Origin of the sequence: Paenibacillus sp. NRS-1782, assembly GCF_050467685.1 — a bacterium.
Taxonomy (GTDB): domain Bacteria; phylum Bacillota; class Bacilli; order Paenibacillales; family Paenibacillaceae; genus Paenibacillus; species Paenibacillus terrae_A.
The window spans coordinates 1-20,322 of the sequence record NZ_JBITPH010000003.1 but is presented as its reverse complement, the minus strand read 5'-3'; the positions used below and the strand labels follow the sequence as shown (position 1 = coordinate 20,322).

Genomic DNA, 20,322 nt, shown 5'->3' with positions numbered 1-20,322 from the left:
AAAAGGGGTATACATATGAAGACAACTAAACTAGCCCTGTTGACAGTCTTGGCCGGGGCTTTGGTATCACCTGCTGAAATAACCAAGGCGGCAGACATGCAGCCATCCGGGTATGCACCGCTACGAACACAGGCAGACAAAATGGGAGCGGTCATTACCTGGGACAGTGACGACAAATCTGCTTTGGTCAAGCTAAAAAATGGCATCGTCGGAACCTTTACCGTCGGTGAGAAGCAATATCGCCTAGCTGGCCAAACGGGGGAAGCGGATCGTGAAATTAAGATGGTCGGTGGAAATATTTATCTTCCTACAAAGCTGCTTGTCACGCTTGAAGCAGAAAACAGCAAATATGCTGATCCCAAAGACGCAGTTCCTACCTACAAAGTTGTTCCTACTGCTGAGACAGAAGCAGTGGAGGATGGAGATGACGCGGCCGACGACCCTGCGATCTGGCTCAATCCGACCGACCCGGAGAAAAGCAGACTTGTAGCGACCAATAAAGGCGGCGGAATTTTGGTTTATGATCTGCAAGGCAAGCAATTACAAAACTATAAAGTCGGCAAAATGAACAATGTGGATATCCGGTACGGTTTTACACTGGGCGGCAAAAAGATTGATATTGCAGGAGCAACCAATCGCACCAACAACACCGTTGATATCTTTGCCATTGACGGAGTATCAGGAACGTTAACAAACGTAGTTGACCAGCCTATTAAATCATCTATGAAGGAAGTGTATGGATTCAGCCTGTACCATAGCCTCAAGACAGACAAGTTTTACGCACTCGTTTTGGGCAAAGAGGGTGAATTTGAACAATATGAGCTGAAGGACAACGGAAATGGCAAAATAGCTGGTAAGCTGGTCCGCCAGTTCAAGCTCGATACGCAATCCGAGGGCATGGTGGCTGATGATGAATATGGCACGGTTTACATTGCCGAAGAGGATCACGCCATTTGGAAATATGATGCCGAGCCAGACGGTTCCTCCGAGCCGCTACGACGTGTGGATGTTGCAGACGGGCGCAGACTTCAGGATGATATAGAGGGACTTACATTGTATTACGGCAAAGACGGCAAGGGGTATCTCATCGCCTCCAGCCAAGGAAACAGCAGCTATGCGATCTATGAACGACAAGGCGACAATGCTTATATAAGCAACTTTACGATCAGCGCCAGCCCTACAGTCGACGGCACCTCTGTTACAGACGGTATTGATGTTCTGGGCTATGGATTAGGCAAGAACTTCCCGCACGGTATCTTCGTTGTACAAGATGATGAAAATCTTCAAAATGGCAAAAAGCTGAATCAGAATTTTAAAATGGTACCTTGGGAGCAGATCGCCAAGGGCGCACGCATCCCGCTAACGATAGACGATGGCATCAACCCACGTGAATTGGTGAACAGAAGCACGCAGTAATACCCGTCAGAAAGAGTTGTGTTCAACATCCTATCTGTATGAGAAATTATCTAAGTTCAACGATCATTGGTGAGCCTAGAGGTTTAGTTAACACTGACGGGACTGAGTCCGAATTAACAGCAGCCAATGATATTTGGATATAGCGTCTGTTAGAATAATGAACTCGTTCGATTACATCGTTAAAACTACGGGAGTCTAGGACTTTTTCAACACTGGTTTCATCCAAAGAAAACCCGCTCAGTGAGCGGGTTTTTCAAATTTTACACACATGATTACGTGCCCCAGTTTACCTATGCTTTAAGATCCAGCATCAGTACATTCACCGAATTAGCGGGTAATTGCAGAAGGATCGCGTTATTACTGAGCGAAACCTGCTGCTCGGTAGGCACTACCTTCTCATCATTCTTTTTATTCACATTAGGTACATGAACCAGAGAAGCATCGCCAGTTAATGTAACCAGCTTGGCGCTGGACTCCACACTCAATTTCTGAAGGTTCAACTGCATTGCCTTATCCACGTTATCGGCATTCACAAGCTTCACATATACATGCTTCGCATCTTTGGTCACCGAGTTGAACACATCTCTGTTGTAAGCCTCCAGCTTGTAGTCCAGCACTTTGCTGCTTGTCACTCCGTCGGTGTAAGAGCAGATCAGGCTGTTGCCCGTTTCACCGCCGTAATTCACCGTGATGGTGTAATCCGTGTTGTCAGCAAGCTCTTCATAGCTGGCCGCTCTCAGGTTGCCTGCCGCAGTGCTAGAAGAGTAGTCACCTAAGGTATAGCCTTCCACCCCTTGCTTGTACACCTTCACGCCCGTTGCCTTGCCGCCATAGCCAACGGCATATTCGACCACGTCCTTTTTCTCTGCGGAAATATCCGTAAGACCCGCACCCACATAAAAACCGTCCGTGCCAGAAATGCGGGAAGCCACAACCTCCACCTTATAATCCGTCCATTGGTCGTCCAAAATGTACAGGCCGTTCAGACCGCTGGCTTGAACTTGGAGGACAAGCCCCTTGCCTGCCTCCACCGTAGATCCCACGGAGCCCGGAATGACCTGCCAAGCTGGATTCAACTCTTGGGAAAAGTCCTGATCCAGCAGCACGCAGCCATCCTTGTTGGACGTGACTGTCACACGCTTAACGATCACCTCGGCGTTGCCTGTCGCAATTTCGATTCCACCCTGCGGAATGAGGTCTATTGGCTTGCCGTTTTTGTAAGTGGAAAAAGAGGTCGCCAGTACTTTATTGCCCAAATATTTGGCATACATCTGCTGTACATAGTAGTTCGGTGTGAACCACACGGTTTCGTCATCGAACCAGATGCAATCCGGCGTCCATCTGTAGGTTCCGTCCGTCAGCACCTTGTTGAACAGCGGCGCATAGGCAGCCAACAGAACGACATCGGCGTTATTTTCAAAGCCTGTCATCACCGCTGCCTCTGCTACTGCGCCTGCCAATGTATTTTTATCCGTAGACGCATACTCGCCCACGAACACCTTGGATGTTTCCTTCCAGTCTACGCTGCCGTCTGCGTTATACGCTCTATAGTAATAATTATATCGGTCCGCGTTATGAAGCAGGTACTCGTTGGAACGGTAGTAGTGCTCATCTGCAATGGTGTCCATGTAATTTTTTTGCTTCTCATACCATGTCACGGTTTCCTCGGTTACTTGGGCACCATCTGCAAAAGCGACCTTAGCCGAACCGGTTATATTACCACTCAGGAACTTCCAGCCCTGCTGATATGCATCGTCATCTGCTTGAGCGCCAACCGTGGAGATGATATGCAGCTCATTGCCTGGATAGTTTTCCTCCATATACGCATCAATAGACGTTTTGAACACTTCAAAGTTGGCAAAGAACTCGACGCCCCAATTTTCGTTCCCTACACCCAGATAGTGCAGATCGAACGGAGCTGCATGGCCCATTTTTTTACGCATGGCGGCCCATTCATTGTTCTCGAAATCCACATTAATCGCAAAGTCGATCAGGTCTGTGAAGTTCTTGATATAGTACTCTCTTAATGCGCCTCCAGCCGGATGAGCATAATCGGAACGAGCTTGGCAGAGAACGCCGCAGGCCATAACCGGAAGCGGAGCTGCATTCAGATCTTCGGCCAACTGGAAATACTCCATATAACCAAGGCCCATGGACATCATATAGCCCCATACATTAAAGTTTTCCTTGCGCAGCTCGATATCACCAATAGATTCCTTCCAGTCGTATACGTTTTCCCAAATAAACGAACCTTCAGAGATACAACCGCCCGGAAAACGCAGGAACTTTGGATGCATATCGACCAGCGCGTTCACCAGATCTTTTCTCAGTCTATAGTTGGGATTCCCTTGGAAGTTGGCGTGTGCCGATGGGGATCGCGTCTCCTCCCCTGCACCCCACACATCCTGTGGGAACAAGGAAACCATATCTATTGAAATCTCACCGTCAAACGTCAGCGCCAGTTGCCCCAGAACCGTAGCCGATCCTGTCAGCACCAGTTTGGAATCTATACCGTACTTTTTCCACGTGTTGCTGCCTTCCACCTGTACGGTTACTGACTCACTAATCCCCTTCTCATTCGCATCTTGCAGTTGTAGCGTGATTGTGCCCGCCGACTCAGCCTTCACCCAGATGGTGAAATCATACTTGTCACCCGCTTGGATAGACATGGCGCAATTCTGGTTAGAATCCGAAAAGCCCTTATTTCGAATAGTCGCACCATCCGCTACCGTCACATAATAAGAGTTCACATCTTTGTCTTTAGCACCTAAAAATTCATTTAATCCGCCGCTATTTTGCGGAGTCATCTTGTCCGTATCACCGGACCAGGCAAACAAAGGGTTACGGTTACGCCCCGTAGAGCAGCCGCATTCGCCGGAAGCATGGGAATAAGTATCGAACACGAAGGACTCGAAGGAACGATTCTGAACAAGCTCCGCATAAATTCCGCCATCCGCTGCGTTATTGATATCTTCGTAGAACAAGCCGTACATCACTTCGCTAATATCCATGACTTCCCTGTTTCCATGAATGGTCAAAGTGTAAGGAGGTAGCTGTTCTGGAAGGACGGATACTTCAAAACTTTTTTCAATACAGCTTTGGCCCTTCGTCAAAAAGGCTGTCACGGTTACCCCCTGTGAGGAGGTAATTGTCTGAACCTGACCGTTGTCAGAGAGTATCTCAGGGTGGCTGGATTTCCAGGTCACTTCTACTCTACCGCCCATAAGGACCGTTGGCAGGGACAAGTCCTTGGTTACAATCGTCGTTGGGAAGGACAAATACTTATCGCGAGCGAGCTTCACAACCTCTTCGTCTGTCAACGAATCGCACATGACTTCAATGACTTCGTTTGCTGACAAACCCGCTTTGTATACACAAAAGTCGGATAGTAAACCGGAAAAATCCACATCCGCTGCATGCTGGGAACGACCAATAAAATTGTTGCTGTAGTTGGACGAGTCTGTAAACGTTTCAAACCATTTGCGCAGCTTGGCATAGCTGCCGCTGGAGGTTTGGCTGATGGAGCCGTCCGCTACGACTTCGCCGTTCACATACACAATCGGACCCGCACTACTTAATGTGCCGCCTTTTGTGCCAATCACGGACATGGCTATGTGCATCCACTCATCCCGGACAAAACCTCTCCCCGGATCTACAGCCAGATCTGCCTCGGCGAAAAGAGTCCCGCGCAGATTCCGTGTCATGAACATATAGGGTCCTGTATGGGCTTTGCCAAAGTCAAAAACACGTTCCCACATATCCGTGAATCTACCGAAGTTGACCCAAGCAGTCACTGTGACACCCGTGTTATCGCTTACATCTTTAAGCAGATTGGAAGGAAGCTGTATATATGATGTACCGTTAGGACCTCCCGCAAGCGTCAAAGCCGTTCTGCCGCTGACATTGGAGATTGTGGGTGCTACTGTGCCAGAAGCAACCCCGTCATTACCTTGCCCTGAGCTATCTTTGCCGACGTTCCCCGCATCCTCAAACTTGTACTGCGCAATGATTTGATCTTGGAATTTGGTCATCTTCGTTGCTCCTATACATATATTTTGTTAATGTAATAACTAATTATTAATATTAATATAAATATATACTATATAACTATAGTACCTTATCCTACGCACATTTTTCAATCCTTTATAGTGACAAAAAAACCGCTCAATGAGCGGTTTTTCAGAGGGGCCATCCTTGTTAGGGTAAATTGTTCACTCCATTGATGAACTGCTTTAATTCTCTATTGGAAACAATTTTTTTGCCCCAAAGATTTAGTCAATATTCACTCCTTGGGACTAACCACTTATTCAGTATTAAACAAATTTATATCCGCTTGTTTTAATGTAGTATCAATTTGCTTTTCCGTGTAGTTCACGGCCGTGTACTCTGACACCGCAGACTGAATATAAGCATCAATATATTCCTTCACTTTTTCTTTCACTCGCGGGAAAAGCTCCTCGTCGTTATAACTGTATTTCTCCGCAATGTAGCCGGCAAGATACGGGGTTTTAAAGCTTTTTAGCTGATCGTAAGGAAAAGGCTCTAATTTATCCATCAGCTCGTCGTTCATTTTCTCCGCGGCATCAATGGGAACCTTCACATAATTCAGACGGATTTTCCGGTATACATCAAAATGCTGCGTTTCCGTATACTCGTAGTCCCCGCTCGTATAGGTTCTCACTTTTTTGCCCTGACCCTGAACCTCAATTTTATTATGTAATTCATATAACCAAAAAGGCACATACATCCCGGTGATTCCCTTGATTCGATCTGCTGTCATGAACCGGCTCGGCGTCAGACGACCATTCTTGCACCATTTTCGGAAGGCTTGCATGGCTTCTTCCTTACTGATCGAAAAAGGAATGACCTGAGCGGGAGCCAGTTCCCCAGTCAGTCGATCGCCAAGAACCACGGCTGAACCGCAAAAGCTGCAAACCGTCGCACTTGTCTCTACTTCAGTCATAATGACTGCTCCGCAGCTGGTACAATGGTACTCCTGAGCCTCGTCTTCTATAAAAACATGATTCGTCAGAGGATCTGGAAAATACTCAATATTGTCCTTTCTTCCGCAACTATGACAAGAAAACATTCCTGTTTCACTGTCAAAGACCATGCCACTGCCGCAGTTTGGGCATTTGTATTCGATAACCGGCATCTGCTCACCTCTATCATAAAGAACTGTTATTTCTGATCTTTCAGTTTTTCTTTGATCCTAGCCAATTCATCTTCTGTATTCGTGCTCTTTCTCAACCTGTGCGAATAAATCATCCAGATCGTCCTTCGTCCCTGCCCGAAGCTCGGCTATAGCCATTGCTTCATCATAAGCCCTGTTAACCTTCTCTTCCATAGCTTCGAACATGGAATCCTGGCCGCCCATAGCATTCAAGGATTGCTGTACCTTGGCAGCCGCTATTTTCCCTTTTAGCTTGATGCGACGTACTTCCAATTGGTCCATATCGGACGCCAGTTTATCCTGCATTTGTTGCATATTTTCGGCGTTTGAAGAAGCCACGTCATAGAAGGCTTGTAATTGTTCCAGCTTCTCCGCCTGCTTTACTTTTCTCTCCAGAAACTTTCGAGCTTCCTCATCATTGCCAGCCTCCACTGCCTTCATAGCGTAATGCTGAAGCTTTTTGATCTCTGCTCTGCATTCATCCAAAGCTCTCTTCGTTCTCTTCTCATCCGCCAACACCGAAGCGGTTTCCGCTTTAACTCTGCCCAGGTCGATGTTCAGGTTCTGCATGTAATCGTCAATTGTCTTCTCCGGATCTTCCACCTTGTCTAATAAGGCGTTAACATTCATTTTCATAATATCCCTAAATCTCGATAGAATCCCCATCATGGTCTCCCTTCGAAAAGATTACATTCCACCATATAATACATCAAATCTGGAAAAAAGGGTTCATTTCCTTTCCAAATCAAAAAAAGTGCCTGATCCCCGTGGAAATCATACGTTAAGACACGGGGGCAGGCACTTGTACCGCAGTAACCAATCATATATTCCAATTCATGCTTGCTTGTTCTATACAATGTTGAAGTGGACTTTGTTTTTTATTTCAAGCTTTTCCATACCCAGTTTTCTACCTCTGGTAAGTCGATGCCTTCTTCACGAATGAATTGATGATGTTTCTTAACCGTAGCATCCATTTCATCCACAATGTTGGTGTACTTCTCAGCGTCAGGTAAGTTTAGAACAGCTTCCTTCACTAAGTCAAAACGATCCATTTGATTCAATACACGCATATCAAATGGTGTCGTAATGTCGCCGTTCTCACGGTAACCATGTACATGCAGGTTATGATTGTGACGATCAAAGAACAGATCTTTGATGAGATCAAGAATTTCATCGGCAGCTATCTAGAAAAGGTGATCGTCTACAAGGAAATCGTAGAAGTCATCTTTAAGCTACAAGTAGTCACACTTTTCATCTCACCTGAGTCACAAAAAACTTTTCAATTAACTTTTATATATTTAGAGAAATGGGAAAGTATAGTAATAGAAATATGTAGGAAGTCAAAACATAGGAGGAAATCATGGGCCGACTAGTTCATTTCGAAATTCATGTAGATGACATGAAACGTGCTAAGAAGTTTTATGGCGAGGTATTTGGATGGACATTTGAGGATTGGAGTGATTATGCTGGAACGCCTTATTTTGGAGCTGTGACAGGCGATGCAAATGAACCCGGAATCAACGGAGCTTTGATGCAACGTCTAGGTGCTTCCCCCCAACCCGGCCAGGTTATGAATGGTTATGCATGTACTATGGGAGTGGAAGATTACGATTCTACTGAAGCACAAATTCTTAATCTTGGAGGCAAACTTGCACTGCCAAAGCATGCACTGCCTGGAATGGCATGGCAAGGGTATTACATGGACACAGAAGGGAATATTTTTGGTATTCATCAGCCAGATGAGCATGCAAAATAGAATTATACAATTCACATTCAAACAAAACTAAATAAACCAGTTGCCGGTTCAATTCCGGCAACTGGTCACTTAAACTTGAATGTGTTTTGATCCCTGTCTCATCAATGAGGGGTAGTCCTGAAGTACAGTTGGCTATCTTTTTTTATCATAACAAGCCAAAACTCATCAGATAATCTATTCCAATTCCATGTAATAAAGATTTGTAGGATTATCTTTTGTAATGGTATGTGCGCCAGGAGCAAGTGATACGCTGACAATACCATCAGTCATTGGATAATCGGTTCCATCAACCTTGATTTTTGTTCCGTCTGCTGAATCAAACACTAATGTTAATGTTGAAGCTTCCGTAGTAGTAAACCCAATACTGGTTGAATTCTCGATTTTTAAGCATTGAGTTAGAGTCACACCATTATACTCCACAGTTCCCTTATTTGCCGAAAGACTCCCTTTAATATCAAAGAAGTCGCTGTTGATTCCAGCTATGGTAAAGTTATGAACTTGTTCTCCGGGTGTTGGTACCGGAACAGGAGTCGGTGTTGGTTCTGGGGTTGGCTCCGGTGTTGGCCCTGGTGTTGGTTCTGGGGTTGGCTCCGGCGTTGGCCCTGGTGTTGGTTCTGGGGTTGGCTCCGGTGAGATTGAATTACCCCCTACAGATACAAGTTGAGTTGTGTAGCTTTTTATTTTAGCCATTAGAGCCGAATTGAGTGCATACGACGTGTCATCAACGGAATTATCAAATTTCCATGTAAAGTCTCCGTTATTCAGGCGTCCAGCTTTTGCAGTAACAATTTGTTCAACATCGCTTACGTTATCAATGTCAGCACCATTTACTCCAGTATCGATGCTTGTATCAAAGTTGTTATAAGCTGTTCCTCCTTTTAATGCTTTGTATGAGCTTGGTACGATTTCATTTCTCGACGAAGCTAAATATGCATCAAAAGAGTTTTCATTTGCCAGAACTGTGCCGCTATTGGAGTTTGCATAAATCAGACTGGCCGCATCAACTATACTATTGTTGTAGGCCTTAATCACACCTCCGTTTTCGCCTGAAAATGTACCTTCCCCTAAAGCATCCGTACCTTGCAAGGAACTCAACATTGGATATTTAGCATGTCTAAAATAATTAGATTCTACAAAAGCTGAAGCTCCCATTGTAGCACCGACACCATATTTTGAGATTCCATCAAAGAAGTTATTATATACATGAACAGATGCCACTCTTATACGTGGATGACGGGAGTCTGAATGATCAAACCAGTTATGGTGGAAGGTGACAAAGAATTCTGACGATTCACTTAAGCCGACCAGAGCCGATTTTCCTGAATCCCAGTAGTGATTATAAGAGATTGTAATATACGTCGATCCATTTTTAACGTCTGAGGAACCATCGCCCTTTGCTTGGTCAGCATCTCCTCCTGCAGATCCATAGAATATATCATTATTATGCACCCAAACATTTGCATTTCCTGTATCCATTGAAATACCGTCATCGGGGAACAACATCAGACCCAGGTTTCTCACTTCCATATTTCCGACATATCTAAGAAGTATTCCCCATCCGTAAGCATAAGCATCATCTCCGATACCTTCAACCGTCATATTCATTTCCGAATAATTTTTTTTGCCTTTTACTTGAAGATATCCACTGCTATTAAGTTGTCCTCTCATATCATCTGCTGTAACTTTTCCAATAAATCTGATTGCAAGTGGTGCTGTATCATAGCCTTTTTGTCTTAATGCCAAAATCTCGCCTAGACCAACACCTGTTTGAACACGACCTGAGCTATTGATTTTCACATCGAGGGTCACTGTTTGGGCAGTCTCGGATGTTACATAAAGAACTTGGGCGCCATTCTTAAGTGTTCCGTCTTCATTATAAGCACCCGAGCCTGTGCCATATAGCGATTTTGATGAGAAAGCAAATCCAGATCTATCATATGACGCTACGGATAGCTTATTTGAAACGGCACTTACCGTTGAACCGTCTGATAGCCTAGCTTCAACTTTCATTTCATAATCTCCAGCTGCAAGACCTACGGCATCAGCTCTCCAATAGGAAGGGTATTTTCGAATCAATTCGCTATCAATTTGTTGGTAGTAAGAATCTGGTGCACTTACAGGTTTAACATATACATTATACCCCTCTGCATTGCTTTCAGGTGACCATTCTACATACGCAGTTTCATTCCAGCCTCCATCGTCGATGATCGAAAGACCGGCTGCATAAGCTGTGGTATTTTGCAATCCTCCTGTTATTAAAGATATTGCAAGTGAAAACAATAAAACAATGCCCATTACATTTGTAATCCTCTTTTTCATTTCTAATCCTCCCAAGTTTGATTTGTTGCATACACCATTGAAGCGTTATCAAAATGCCGTCAAGTTTCTCGATTCACCTCCCCTATGTAATCATATTAATGGTGCATGGTATGGCTTCGATTCATAAGCATGATGCTAGACCTGCTCTTTCCTACATTTGATGAAGTATCGAAGCTCAAACCCAAAATTGCATTCGTCCATTCTGTACGTGCAACAAAGTAATACAAATCAATGAAACATCTATACAAATTTTATAATGAGAAAAAAATTACTATGATGAGTAAAACGAATGAGACTTACATTCAAATACAGAGTCTATCAATAATTTCGAACTAATTCGTCAATATCCCCTTCCTTTTAATATTCTAAATTATAGCATGTGATACAAAATATTTCCTGTATTTTTTTTACTTTAAATTAATTTGATAAATATTCCTACGTATAAAGATTTGACATTAACCAGTGCATTTTTCATGGCAATAAAAGATCAAAAGTTTAAGATGACATGCCGAAGACTTCACGGTAATGCCCTCCAAAGTCGAGATCACCAAAATAATAAAGTTCTTGCTGTCAAATCCGATGGAAGGATTGACTGCCAACATCAAGGGATCACTGACAGGCACAACTGTGAGTTGCTCCCACACTCCTAGACGCTCCAGCAAGGATTGCCCTCCGTTTTCCGTAATCCACTTCTTGTCTCTCCTCATGTTGTAAAACAAAAGTGTCCAGTTTAGCATAGTTCGTGACTGTATCAATCGCATCGCCGTGCATGTACTTGCGTACCATCGTTGTAGCGACTGTCCCTGATCATCCAATTGTTGGATTAATCCAGCTCCTGACCGTCATTTTCAATTCGGATATGACCACAATACAGACACTGATGGGTACAGTTCTGTGTTAAAGCGGGCTGCCCCTCAATCCTCATATCGCTTTTCCCGTTCAGCCACGGCATGGTCAGGACAGGAACACACGGGGCTTTCTTCACACCATAGATGTCCACCATGTCACTGGCTTGCACAGCCGGGTTTAATAGACTGGAGCAATTCCCAAAAGATTGGATGTTCACACCCGGCACATAATCTCCAATGTTCATTTGTGCTTTGTTTTTCACGTAGACCCCATGGCTAAAAGGGCGTTTCAAACGGGTAGGCTGCGTGCCATTACTACAGCTCAAAATCGCTCCTGCCACGACATAGCTCTTTTTCGCACCGGTTCCCGGTTTCACTTGCGCTTCTTCCACTTGCTTCATCCTCCTTAGTGCTCCATCTCGATTCGTTGTACTCGAATGCCTGTAAAAGATCGGCGCAGCAGACTTTCCGCCACAGCCAGATGGATATAGATATGGGGTTCGATCAGTCCCGCAATCCGAAAAACAGGCGATGGGATATCCCCTTGTTTGAGCACCAAATGCTTCAACGTATCATTGGGATACCACTCCGTTTGTGCGGCCAGGCAATCCACTATTGGCGGTCGAAGCAACCAATATACATCTTGTCTGGCTTGCTGAAAATCAGTGAGAATAGCGGATTCCCATTCCAGTCCTGGCATATATTTCTCCAATATTGCTTTCAGACGATCCGACACCAGTGGCATAGGAAATTCCAAAAAATCGGGGTATATCGTTCGTTGATCAGTATGTACAGCCAGAAAAAGAGGATCATCCTGCTGTTTCTGTCCCTGAGTCCCTGTCAGGATGTCTTCTACTTGCAAGGGAGAGAGCGCAGCAGGTTCTACCCGATGTTTTACCCGCTCATCCACCATCAGTCGGAAATATCTCAATGCAACCACTCCCTTTTCCTAACGCCATCCCTCGCCTGTGAAGATGTAGAAGGCTCTTCCCACGAATGGAATACCTCAGGGGATACACATTCCAATCCAATGGCCTCCCTGCGCTGTTCATCGGTAAACATGACTCCTTGCACATTTGCGCCTGTAAAATCGGCCCGGATCAAACAAGCTCCCTCAAAGGAAGCACCTGACACATTCGCTCCCACAAAATAAGCATCTGTTAGATCCGCTCCATTCAAGGACGCTCTTTGCAGCAGGGCATCTTGAAATACAGCTCCTCGTAGCCGTGCATCTTGAAACCGAGCTCCTTGCAAGCTTGTCCCTGTGAAGTCTACACCTGCAAACCCCAATGGCTCCCAGTCTAAAGAAGCATCCGAACCGTATCCGGCGTTGCCCGTAACGGCATCCAATATCGCCCCTCTCATGGAACAACCGCTAAAATCGGCTCCATGGAGCAAGCTGTACGTGAAGTCGATCCCATCGAGTCGACTTCCCTCCCATATTGTTCCAACCAAGACACAGCCATGTAAGCGACTATGCTCTATCTCAATCTGACGAAAGGCCGTATAACGAAAATCCAACTGGCTATAATCGCCGTCCGATAGCTGAATGCCCTCCAACGCCTGATAGCTGTAGGCCTGTTCTTCTTTTTCCTCCAGCCACGACTTGATTACGTTCGCATCCATCTGTCTGCGGTCTTCTTTATACACAGACACACTCTGATCCAGGTACTCTCCAACACGAATCTCGAATGTTTCCTCTCGCTCAAGCTCCTGAAATTCAGGTAAGCGCACCGCCTGTTTCATCGCCAGACGCATCATATTCACCACTAGCTCATGAATATGTATCGCTGCCTCCAGCATGATCTGCTCCCATTCAAGCTCCGATAGAGAAGTTTGTTGTTTCTCTACCTCCGTTCGCAATTGCCGCTGCAAATCGCTCCAATAGGAATATGCCCAGCCTGTATCCCATTCAAATCGCATCGGTTTAGGATCAAGCATCCATAGAGCGTCTGAAGCCTCCACAAGATAAGCAGGCTGCTCCTCCAGCCATGTGGTACGTAGCATGGAGTACGTGATATAACCGATCTTTCCTTTTTGTCCTTGAAGCTGCTCCTGCCGAACCTTCTGACAGTATCCTCGGAACGCTTCGACACAATCTTGAATCCGTTGTTCTTGCATCGCCTTGAACTTCAGCGCCCAGTCTCTGCGAATCAGAAACCACGCCTGATTCAAAATGACTTGCCGCTGCTGCGGGTCTAGTTCATCTATAGGCTTCTCCATCTGCTTTCATCCACCACCTAAAACTCGTCAATATGCCATATCATCATGTTGCCGCCATTCAGCAGCCGCCCTACAGCCTAATTCGACTTCACTTCACTGCCCTTCATATCCGCTGATCCGCTCAATTGAATATGACTGCCGTTGCAATCCATACGCAGCTCACTGCCTGCGGACAGACTCATCGTTTTACCAGCAGATAGACTCAAGTTGCCACCCGCCGAGATACTTACCTGCTTGCTGCTTACGATATGAATACCTTCCTTGTCATCCAGCTTGATAAAAATAGCACCGTCCTTGCCCGTCACGACTAGCTCATCCGGCCCCAAACGAATCTCCTTGCCATGAGGCGTTCGCCATATTTTCATCTGCGGATTGGAGAAATTGTTGTGTCCGCTCCCTCTGCCTGCACGCCTAATCGCACTCCCCGCAATCCCATCTTCTTCACGACTGCCTGGAAAATACAGCGATACGGAGTCTCCTTTTTCTGGCATGACGTACCAGCCTGTATGCCCTCCGCCACTATACACCGTCGAATAGTTGAACCAATGCGCCTTATCTTTATCCTGCTTCTCATCACAATCCAGATGGATGCGCACCTGATCCTGACGCACGTCCACAACCACACCGCTTAACGAGGCTCCCGCCAGCTTTTCCTGGTAGTAGCTTTTTTGCCGTAAGCCTTTGTACGAGGCAAGCACATATTGATGTCGCAGCAGTCCTTGCCTCATTTCGGTATACGCCTCAATGACGTACAAGCTGTGTCCCTGAAAGGTCATCTGAGCTCCCAAATCCAGTACCTCGTCTGTTTCTACCTCATAGAAAATAAAATCATTTTCCGTTACCTTCGCCTGCTCATTTTCCTGAAAATAACGGAAAGGCAGCATTTGCTTGCGCACAGTATAACGGGTATGATCCAGCACCACCTGTGCAGGGCTATCCTCAATACCAAAATAAAATTTTGGACTGTCAAAGCGAGCCACAGGCATCAGGCTCGTATGATACCGGGAGGCCATACGTCTCAAGAACGCCCAGTCCGTCTCCTGATACTGGATGGCCAGCCTTCCAATCTGCTCTCCACCTGTCGCTCCATCAATCATATCCAGCCCTTCGTAGTCCTTGCCGATCTGCTCCAGCATCTGAGGAATGGTCATTTTTGTATATTGAAAAGAACGGGTACGCTGCTGGATATCCATCCGGTAGGTATGGGAAATCGCCTCTACCTCCAGATAGTACACGTCCCGCACGACCTTTACTTCGACCGATAAGGCAATCCCGCTGAACAGCGGCTTACTTTCGCCCGTTTCATCCCGCTGACTCACCTCGATGACAGTGTTCTTTTCCGTCGTTTCCACGTAGCTGTCCTGCATCTCCTCGGGGATGATTCCTGTAAAATAAAGCCGGGTATGCTCGTTGATTTTTTTCGTGAGGTTAAGCTGCTCCAGATCAACCAGCACATAGGGGTGAATTTGAATATTATCGTAGCCCAGACTCATAGTGAATCCGCTCCTTTCTCATGTGTGGGATGTGAGGGAATCGGCAGCCTATGGAGGGACTGCACTGTATTTTCTGCCACAGGCAACCACACTTCCATGTCCGATTCCATACAGTTAAACGTACCCATCGTCACCTGTCCCTCATGGACAAACAGCAGTATTTCATTGTACAAATTCATATCCACACCTGCTGCCACAAAACGGACCAGCCCGATGGACAACCCGGAACGATTCACAATCATTTCGGTACCGATCCAGTTACGAACGGGTTGTACAGAGCGCAAAACATCCGCCATTTGTTCTACAAACACGGGAAGCTCGTCCACCTCCAAAACCGATTCTGTCAGATTAAAGGTGATGTTTACCTCGCCGTCCAAAGAGGTATAAATGATCTGTGGACGATGATCCGAAGGATATTTAAATCGGGCTTGCTCCAGTGGCATTAAGCTAAAAGATTTTGGGATGCTAAACGCCAGTTGTCCATCCAAAATCGGTTTCCATTCCAACGGGATCAGTTCATCACCCATCCGCAGCGCCCTGTTTTGTTCAGCAACAGAGTTATCCTGATCGGATACAGCAAGTTGAGATCGATTCGTATTTTCGTTATTAGATGCTACATCGTGGTTAAGCTTATTTTGGAGACTTAGGATATGCTCGTCCATATAATTCATAGAGGTAGTCCCTTCTTCTTAAAAGATGAGAATTCACTTCAAAATACGAAAGTAGGAGGGGATATTTAACAATAGCCCATCTTATGTATGTATCGGCCAGAATAGAGATTATGTTTACAGAAAGAACCATCCCATGTGTTATTTTCAATGTATTTTTCTGAAATTAATATGGAAAAGAGGATGATGTTCCTTTTCTTTTTAAGGGCAAATCATCACCCCCTTTGAACCTCAAACAACGACGGTACCGACGAAAGCGTCATTCTACGCCAATGTCGGTACCGTCGCTATTTTTCTATAGAAATGGAGCAAATTCCATATCAACCTGCTTGCCAAACATTCTTTCTACCTGCTCTATTCCCCTTCAAATTTAGCTTGTACAAATGAAAGGTCCATACCAATGATTTGTGTCCAGTCCATAACATTTTTATAATCCAAGTTTGTAGACTTGATGTCTACAAGTCCCAGTACAATTTGGCCCTTAATCATTTCATGTTTACATTTGGTCTACATTTTAACTCCATAAAAAGCAAAAACCCGCTCAGTGAGCGGGTTTTTTAGATGGAGGCGAACCGTGGCACGGTAAATCCACAATTCGGCGTGTTGCGATGTTCAGGATGTTTGGTCTTGTTGCATAAACGACAAACGACCAAGCCTTAATTTCTGAAGGGTTCCACTGGCAGCCGGTCTTAAGTGCTCTTATAAAGCTACTTTCAAACATTCCGTTATTTATCTGCTTCTGATGCATTATCCAGATCTGCCATCTCTTCTAAAGCGTCGCGAAGACCTTGTATCATATGTTCTTCGCTTGGCAAGCGAATCTGTTGACGTTTGCGAACTTCATTCTCGATGTCTGGCACTATTAAGTTATGCGCGAACTCGGTTCTATCGGTACTTGCAAACATATCTTTAAGCGTAGCTCCCGTTAGCACTTTTTTAAGGGCTTCGATAACTTTTTCAGCTTCAATTTTATTTAGTAAATAATCATTAGCCAAATTCTTGAATACATCTTCAATGATTTGGACCATCTGATTCGCATCATCTTCAATAAACATACCCATCAATGAATCAGAGGCTTTGCCAGCGAGACTCCCACCAGCAAAAGCTCCAGCTAAACCGCCCACGAAGCCACCTATTGCTGTTCCTATGATTGGAACTGCCGAACCGATCGCAGCTCCAGCAGCCGCACCTCCAATCCATCCTGCAGTGCCGCCACCTACAGAAACTGCCGTATTCGTAATATTTTTGAACAACTGTGTTCCTGATATACGTCCTCTAAAAATGTTTACCACATCAACAGAGGATAATACGACAATCGACACACCAGCAGTGATAGCATTCGATCGCAGGAGCTTAGCCGCACTCTTCATTGCTGCAGCGCCGTAAATATTCGTACCACTTCTAAAAGCATTTACGAGCATAGCAGATGCTTTCGGCCCAATTGCATTGACAATTACTTCTGAACCACCAACTAACAAACTGTTTAGCCCGGATTTTGACAACTGACTCGATATCACTGCAGTGACAAAAGTCATGCCGCCTACATTCAAACCTGAATACGATGCCTTTTTAATTGCACTTTTAAAATCCTCACCATTCCATACACAAACTGCAAAGGAAAGCACCGTGCTAATACCAAATGCAGAAGCAGATACAATGGCGCCGTTAAGAGCATCATAAACTATGGACTCTACTGTTCCAAATCTCGTGATGTTCTTTGCTTGTTCATAAGTAAAGTGACCTTTTCTAATAATATTTTTAGCTTCCCTCAGATCGGTTACTCCTGGCACTTCCCCGTTTTTAATGCGGTTTTCCATTGCTTGAACGGCAGCATCGTATTTATCCAATGGAACTTCGATTTGCATCGGTGAGCCGTCAGAATTGATATACTTCAGCCTTCCGTTCTCAAAACATTCCTGAATACATTTTGAACCACTATTACAATATTTAGATTGTATATTTAGACCATTTACAACTCGATCAGCCCCGTTCTTGACATTGCTATCTCCAATGATTTTCGCATCATTACCAGAAAGCTTATCGTACAAATGATTGGCTCGTTCTGCGGCGAAACCGTGGCCTCTTGGCGTTCTAAATTTGTCCTGTCCATAGAGTGTACTGGCATTACTTACGTTCCCATAAACCATTCCAGCAGTTAGGTCAGCGGTAGATTTATTTGCTTTTTCTGGTAATTCTACACCTTTTATCCGACTCAAGTCTTTATCATCAAAATCCATCAGCCCGGTCGCAATCTCTAAGAATATCTTGATGTTTCTTTTACTCCAGATAGGTGTATCAATGTAATATACACTGTTATTGTGAGTAGTAATTTTTAATTCAACAGAGTAAGTATTGTAATTCAACTCCCTAATTTCGTTATAGCTAACCCTAAATGTCTTGCTTTTGTTTTTCGGGGAATTCACATAGAGTGCCTTGTCCGAAAAAAAGATACCCTCCGCTACATTTCCCCAATCGCCTAATATACAAATTACATCAGAGCGCCGTTCTTGAATCAAGGACTTTTTCATAAGCGCTTCCATGAATTTAATACTTCTAGATTGATTATAGGAAAACCCCTGAATTGGCAATGACCAAATCTTGGATGTCAAGAAAAAAGGACTTGCCTGATTGATCTGGAAAATTATTTTCTCCAAATAATTTTTTGAATGCATCTCTCAACACCTCATTATTAAGACATCACTACTTACTACGCACTTTTCTTTTCGTTTTAGGGCAACTAATATAAAGAGCTTCAGTAGATGAAGCTCGTACAGCGCATAGATAAATGAACAAGGAGTTTAAATAACTAACTGCGGAGTAATCATATGGGCAACCCTTCCGTTTTCCAGCATGGCATATCTCACTAAAAAAATGCATTAACATCATTTATTTGGCCTACATTTGATGTCAAGGGGAAAAGTGTGTTATCTACGGTAAATCCACAATCCCCCTTTGAAAACAGAAAGTTAGGTCGATTTAAAATAATATTTCACGTTTCTATTTGGGCTCTTTGCAATGCAAGTTGTATAACTAATCCGGTTAAATTCACTGTATAAAAAGTCGCAAAAAGAAATAAGAATATTTCTAAAGAGAATACTGCAGCTATCCCAAAAGGCGATCCAAAAACTTGGATAAATACAATAAATAAACACATTACAATATTAATAGACCAGAGCAATACTACAAACCAAAAAGGAAACAAATATCTATGAAGAAGGTTATGCTTAAGCATCACTGGAAGTAATTTTTGATGAAATAAGGTTATCGTTAGTGTTAAAGATGCGATAACAATTCCAAATATCGCAGCAGATGCACTGAGCAAAGTTGTTGCTGTCTTATCAGCAACAACACTAAGCTTCTCAAAATCCTTCTCAAACAAAACATAAGCTATCATTAATAGCGTAAGTACCACTGCCCAAAAAGAAGACCAATTCTTTAATGGTTCTAGTTTTACAATTTTAAGCAATCCTCTAAAAGTTGTTTCGTCGTAGCTCAGCATTCCATTATTGTTTGAATGTCCTTGTGTTGTCATCTGCCTCCCCTTTCGCAGAAGCCTTTTCTCTAACATCAATGATAAAATTTAAAATCCTTGTTATTAACCCGTTCTGCGAGTATTCATTCGTAGTAATTTTTCGTACAGACCTATTAGAAGAAAAGGTTCGTTTCTTCTTTCTTTTCTTGGACTTTTTCCCCTTACCCGGGAGGGTTACGATATCAAAACCCTTAATTTCCACTGAGCCATAACCTGATTCTACCAAATGTATCCCATTTTCAATGGATTGTGTATACTCTTCATCCTTACTCTCCTCAGTGGAAACGGTTTCTTGCTTCCTCTCTTCAATCTCATCAAGTTCGATATAAGTCGATAAAATTATTGGCTCAAAGTTGTCCCTTTCAGTTAATTGCTCTACTTTAGGGAGAGCCTTGAGTTGAAGACCTTGATTATTAACCATTTTAATATCAAGCTCTTTTAACTTATTTTCATGAATAATCTGATTGTATAAATTAAAGTCTTTTTTCCCCGGATTTGGATGTATAAGTTGGAAGTGTACTGAAGTGATCGTTTGAATTGACTCAAGTTCCGTTCTAATCTGATAAGGCTCAGGCACAGGTTTTATTTTCACTTCCCCAATCAAGTGATCTTTGCTCAAGAACTTCGTAAAGAAAACTCTAAAATCTGTATCTTTTATGGAGCTATTCACTTCATAAACGATTATCTCATTTTGAGGATGGTAAACAAAGAATGATGTACGAGCCAGTTCATATTCTGATCTCACTACACCTGTGGTGGAACCAATGCGAACTTTTTGAGGCGCGTGTTTTGACTTTGTTATATTCCCTACAATAAGTTTGTTTTTCTCATGCTCTATTTCTTCAACATCAGTAAATGAGAGGTTATATGTGTTAACACGCCTGTTGATTAACC

13 protein-coding genes and 3 pseudogenes are annotated in these 20,322 nt (G+C 44.1%); 2 read left to right on the top strand and 14 right to left on the bottom strand.

The genetic code is table 11. From position 1 onward, the window contains the following. Window positions 1–15: 15 nt before the first annotated feature. Window positions 16–1,416 (top strand): phytase, encoded by a 1,401-nt coding sequence (locus tag ACIFQM_RS00480; RefSeq protein ID WP_430041558.1) that lies wholly within the window; start codon window positions 16–18, stop codon window positions 1,414–1,416. Window positions 1,417–1,706: 290 nt separating this feature from the next. On the opposite strand, the gene ACIFQM_RS00475 is transcribed toward ACIFQM_RS00480, so the two are convergent. The 4 genes and pseudogenes from ACIFQM_RS00475 to ACIFQM_RS00460 form a co-directional block, all read right to left on the bottom strand. Continuing rightward, a complete protein-coding gene (locus tag ACIFQM_RS00475) occupies window positions 1,707–5,447 on the bottom strand; it encodes an alpha-L-arabinofuranosidase C-terminal domain-containing protein (RefSeq protein ID WP_430064759.1) in 3,741 nt (1,246 codons plus the stop codon). Window positions 5,448–5,743: 296 nt separating this feature from the next. Then, window positions 5,744–6,571, bottom strand: a pseudogene (locus tag ACIFQM_RS00470) (TFIIB-type zinc ribbon-containing protein); the annotation flags it as partial. Between the two features lie 26 nt (window positions 6,572–6,597). Next, window positions 6,598–7,255 (bottom strand): annotated as a pseudogene (locus ACIFQM_RS00465) (PspA/IM30 family protein). A 212-nt stretch (window positions 7,256–7,467) separates the two neighbouring features. Continuing rightward, window positions 7,468–7,749 (bottom strand): annotated as a pseudogene (locus ACIFQM_RS00460) (phosphoketolase); the annotation flags it as partial. A 200-nt stretch (window positions 7,750–7,949) separates the two neighbouring features. Between ACIFQM_RS00460 and ACIFQM_RS00455 the strand changes: the two are divergent. After that, window positions 7,950–8,345 carry a VOC family protein gene (locus tag ACIFQM_RS00455; protein ID WP_430041561.1) on the top strand — a complete coding sequence of 132 codons (396 nt, stop codon included), beginning with the start codon at window positions 7,950–7,952 and terminating at the stop codon, window positions 8,343–8,345. Window positions 8,346–8,519: 174 nt separating this feature from the next. Here ACIFQM_RS00455 and ACIFQM_RS00450 read toward each other — a convergent pair whose 3' ends face one another. The 10 genes from ACIFQM_RS00450 to ACIFQM_RS00405 form a co-directional block, all read right to left on the bottom strand. After that, a complete protein-coding gene (locus tag ACIFQM_RS00450) occupies window positions 8,520–10,664 on the bottom strand; it encodes a pectate lyase (RefSeq protein WP_430041563.1) in 2,145 nt (714 codons plus the stop codon). Between the two features lie 455 nt (window positions 10,665–11,119). Continuing rightward, entirely contained in the window at window positions 11,120–11,326 is a 207-nt protein-coding gene (locus tag ACIFQM_RS00445) for a hypothetical protein (protein WP_430048870.1), read from the bottom strand. 161 nt (window positions 11,327–11,487) lie between these two features. Continuing rightward, window positions 11,488–11,904 (bottom strand): DUF4280 domain-containing protein, encoded by a 417-nt coding sequence (locus ACIFQM_RS00440; RefSeq protein WP_430064757.1) that lies wholly within the window; start codon window positions 11,902–11,904, stop codon window positions 11,488–11,490. Between the two features lie 14 nt (window positions 11,905–11,918). After that, window positions 11,919–12,425 (bottom strand): hypothetical protein, encoded by a 507-nt coding sequence (locus ACIFQM_RS00435; protein WP_430064777.1) that lies wholly within the window; start codon window positions 12,423–12,425, stop codon window positions 11,919–11,921. 14 nt (window positions 12,426–12,439) lie between these two features. Next, on the bottom strand, window positions 12,440–13,735 hold the full coding sequence (locus tag ACIFQM_RS00430; RefSeq protein WP_430064755.1) for a pentapeptide repeat-containing protein: 1,296 nt from the start codon (window positions 13,733–13,735) through the stop codon (window positions 12,440–12,442). Between the two features lie 77 nt (window positions 13,736–13,812). Continuing rightward, window positions 13,813–15,228 (bottom strand): phage baseplate assembly protein V, encoded by a 1,416-nt coding sequence (locus tag ACIFQM_RS00425; protein WP_430064753.1) that lies wholly within the window; start codon window positions 15,226–15,228, stop codon window positions 13,813–13,815. Further along, a complete protein-coding gene (locus ACIFQM_RS00420) occupies window positions 15,225–15,899 on the bottom strand; it encodes a hypothetical protein (protein ID WP_430041573.1) in 675 nt (224 codons plus the stop codon). The genes ACIFQM_RS00425 and ACIFQM_RS00420 overlap by 4 nt, the downstream gene beginning before the upstream one ends. 722 nt (window positions 15,900–16,621) lie before the next feature. Continuing rightward, complete coding sequence (locus tag ACIFQM_RS00415) at window positions 16,622–18,568, bottom strand: hypothetical protein (protein WP_430041575.1); 1,947 nt, start codon at window positions 18,566–18,568, stop codon at window positions 16,622–16,624. Window positions 18,569–18,885: 317 nt separating this feature from the next. Next, window positions 18,886–19,428 carry a hypothetical protein gene (locus tag ACIFQM_RS00410; RefSeq protein WP_430041576.1) on the bottom strand — a complete coding sequence of 181 codons (543 nt, stop codon included), beginning with the start codon at window positions 19,426–19,428 and terminating at the stop codon, window positions 18,886–18,888. After that, on the bottom strand, window positions 19,400–20,322 hold a 923-nt coding region (locus tag ACIFQM_RS00405; protein WP_430064751.1), incomplete at its 5' end, for a hypothetical protein. The genes ACIFQM_RS00405 and ACIFQM_RS00410, both read right to left, overlap by 29 nt.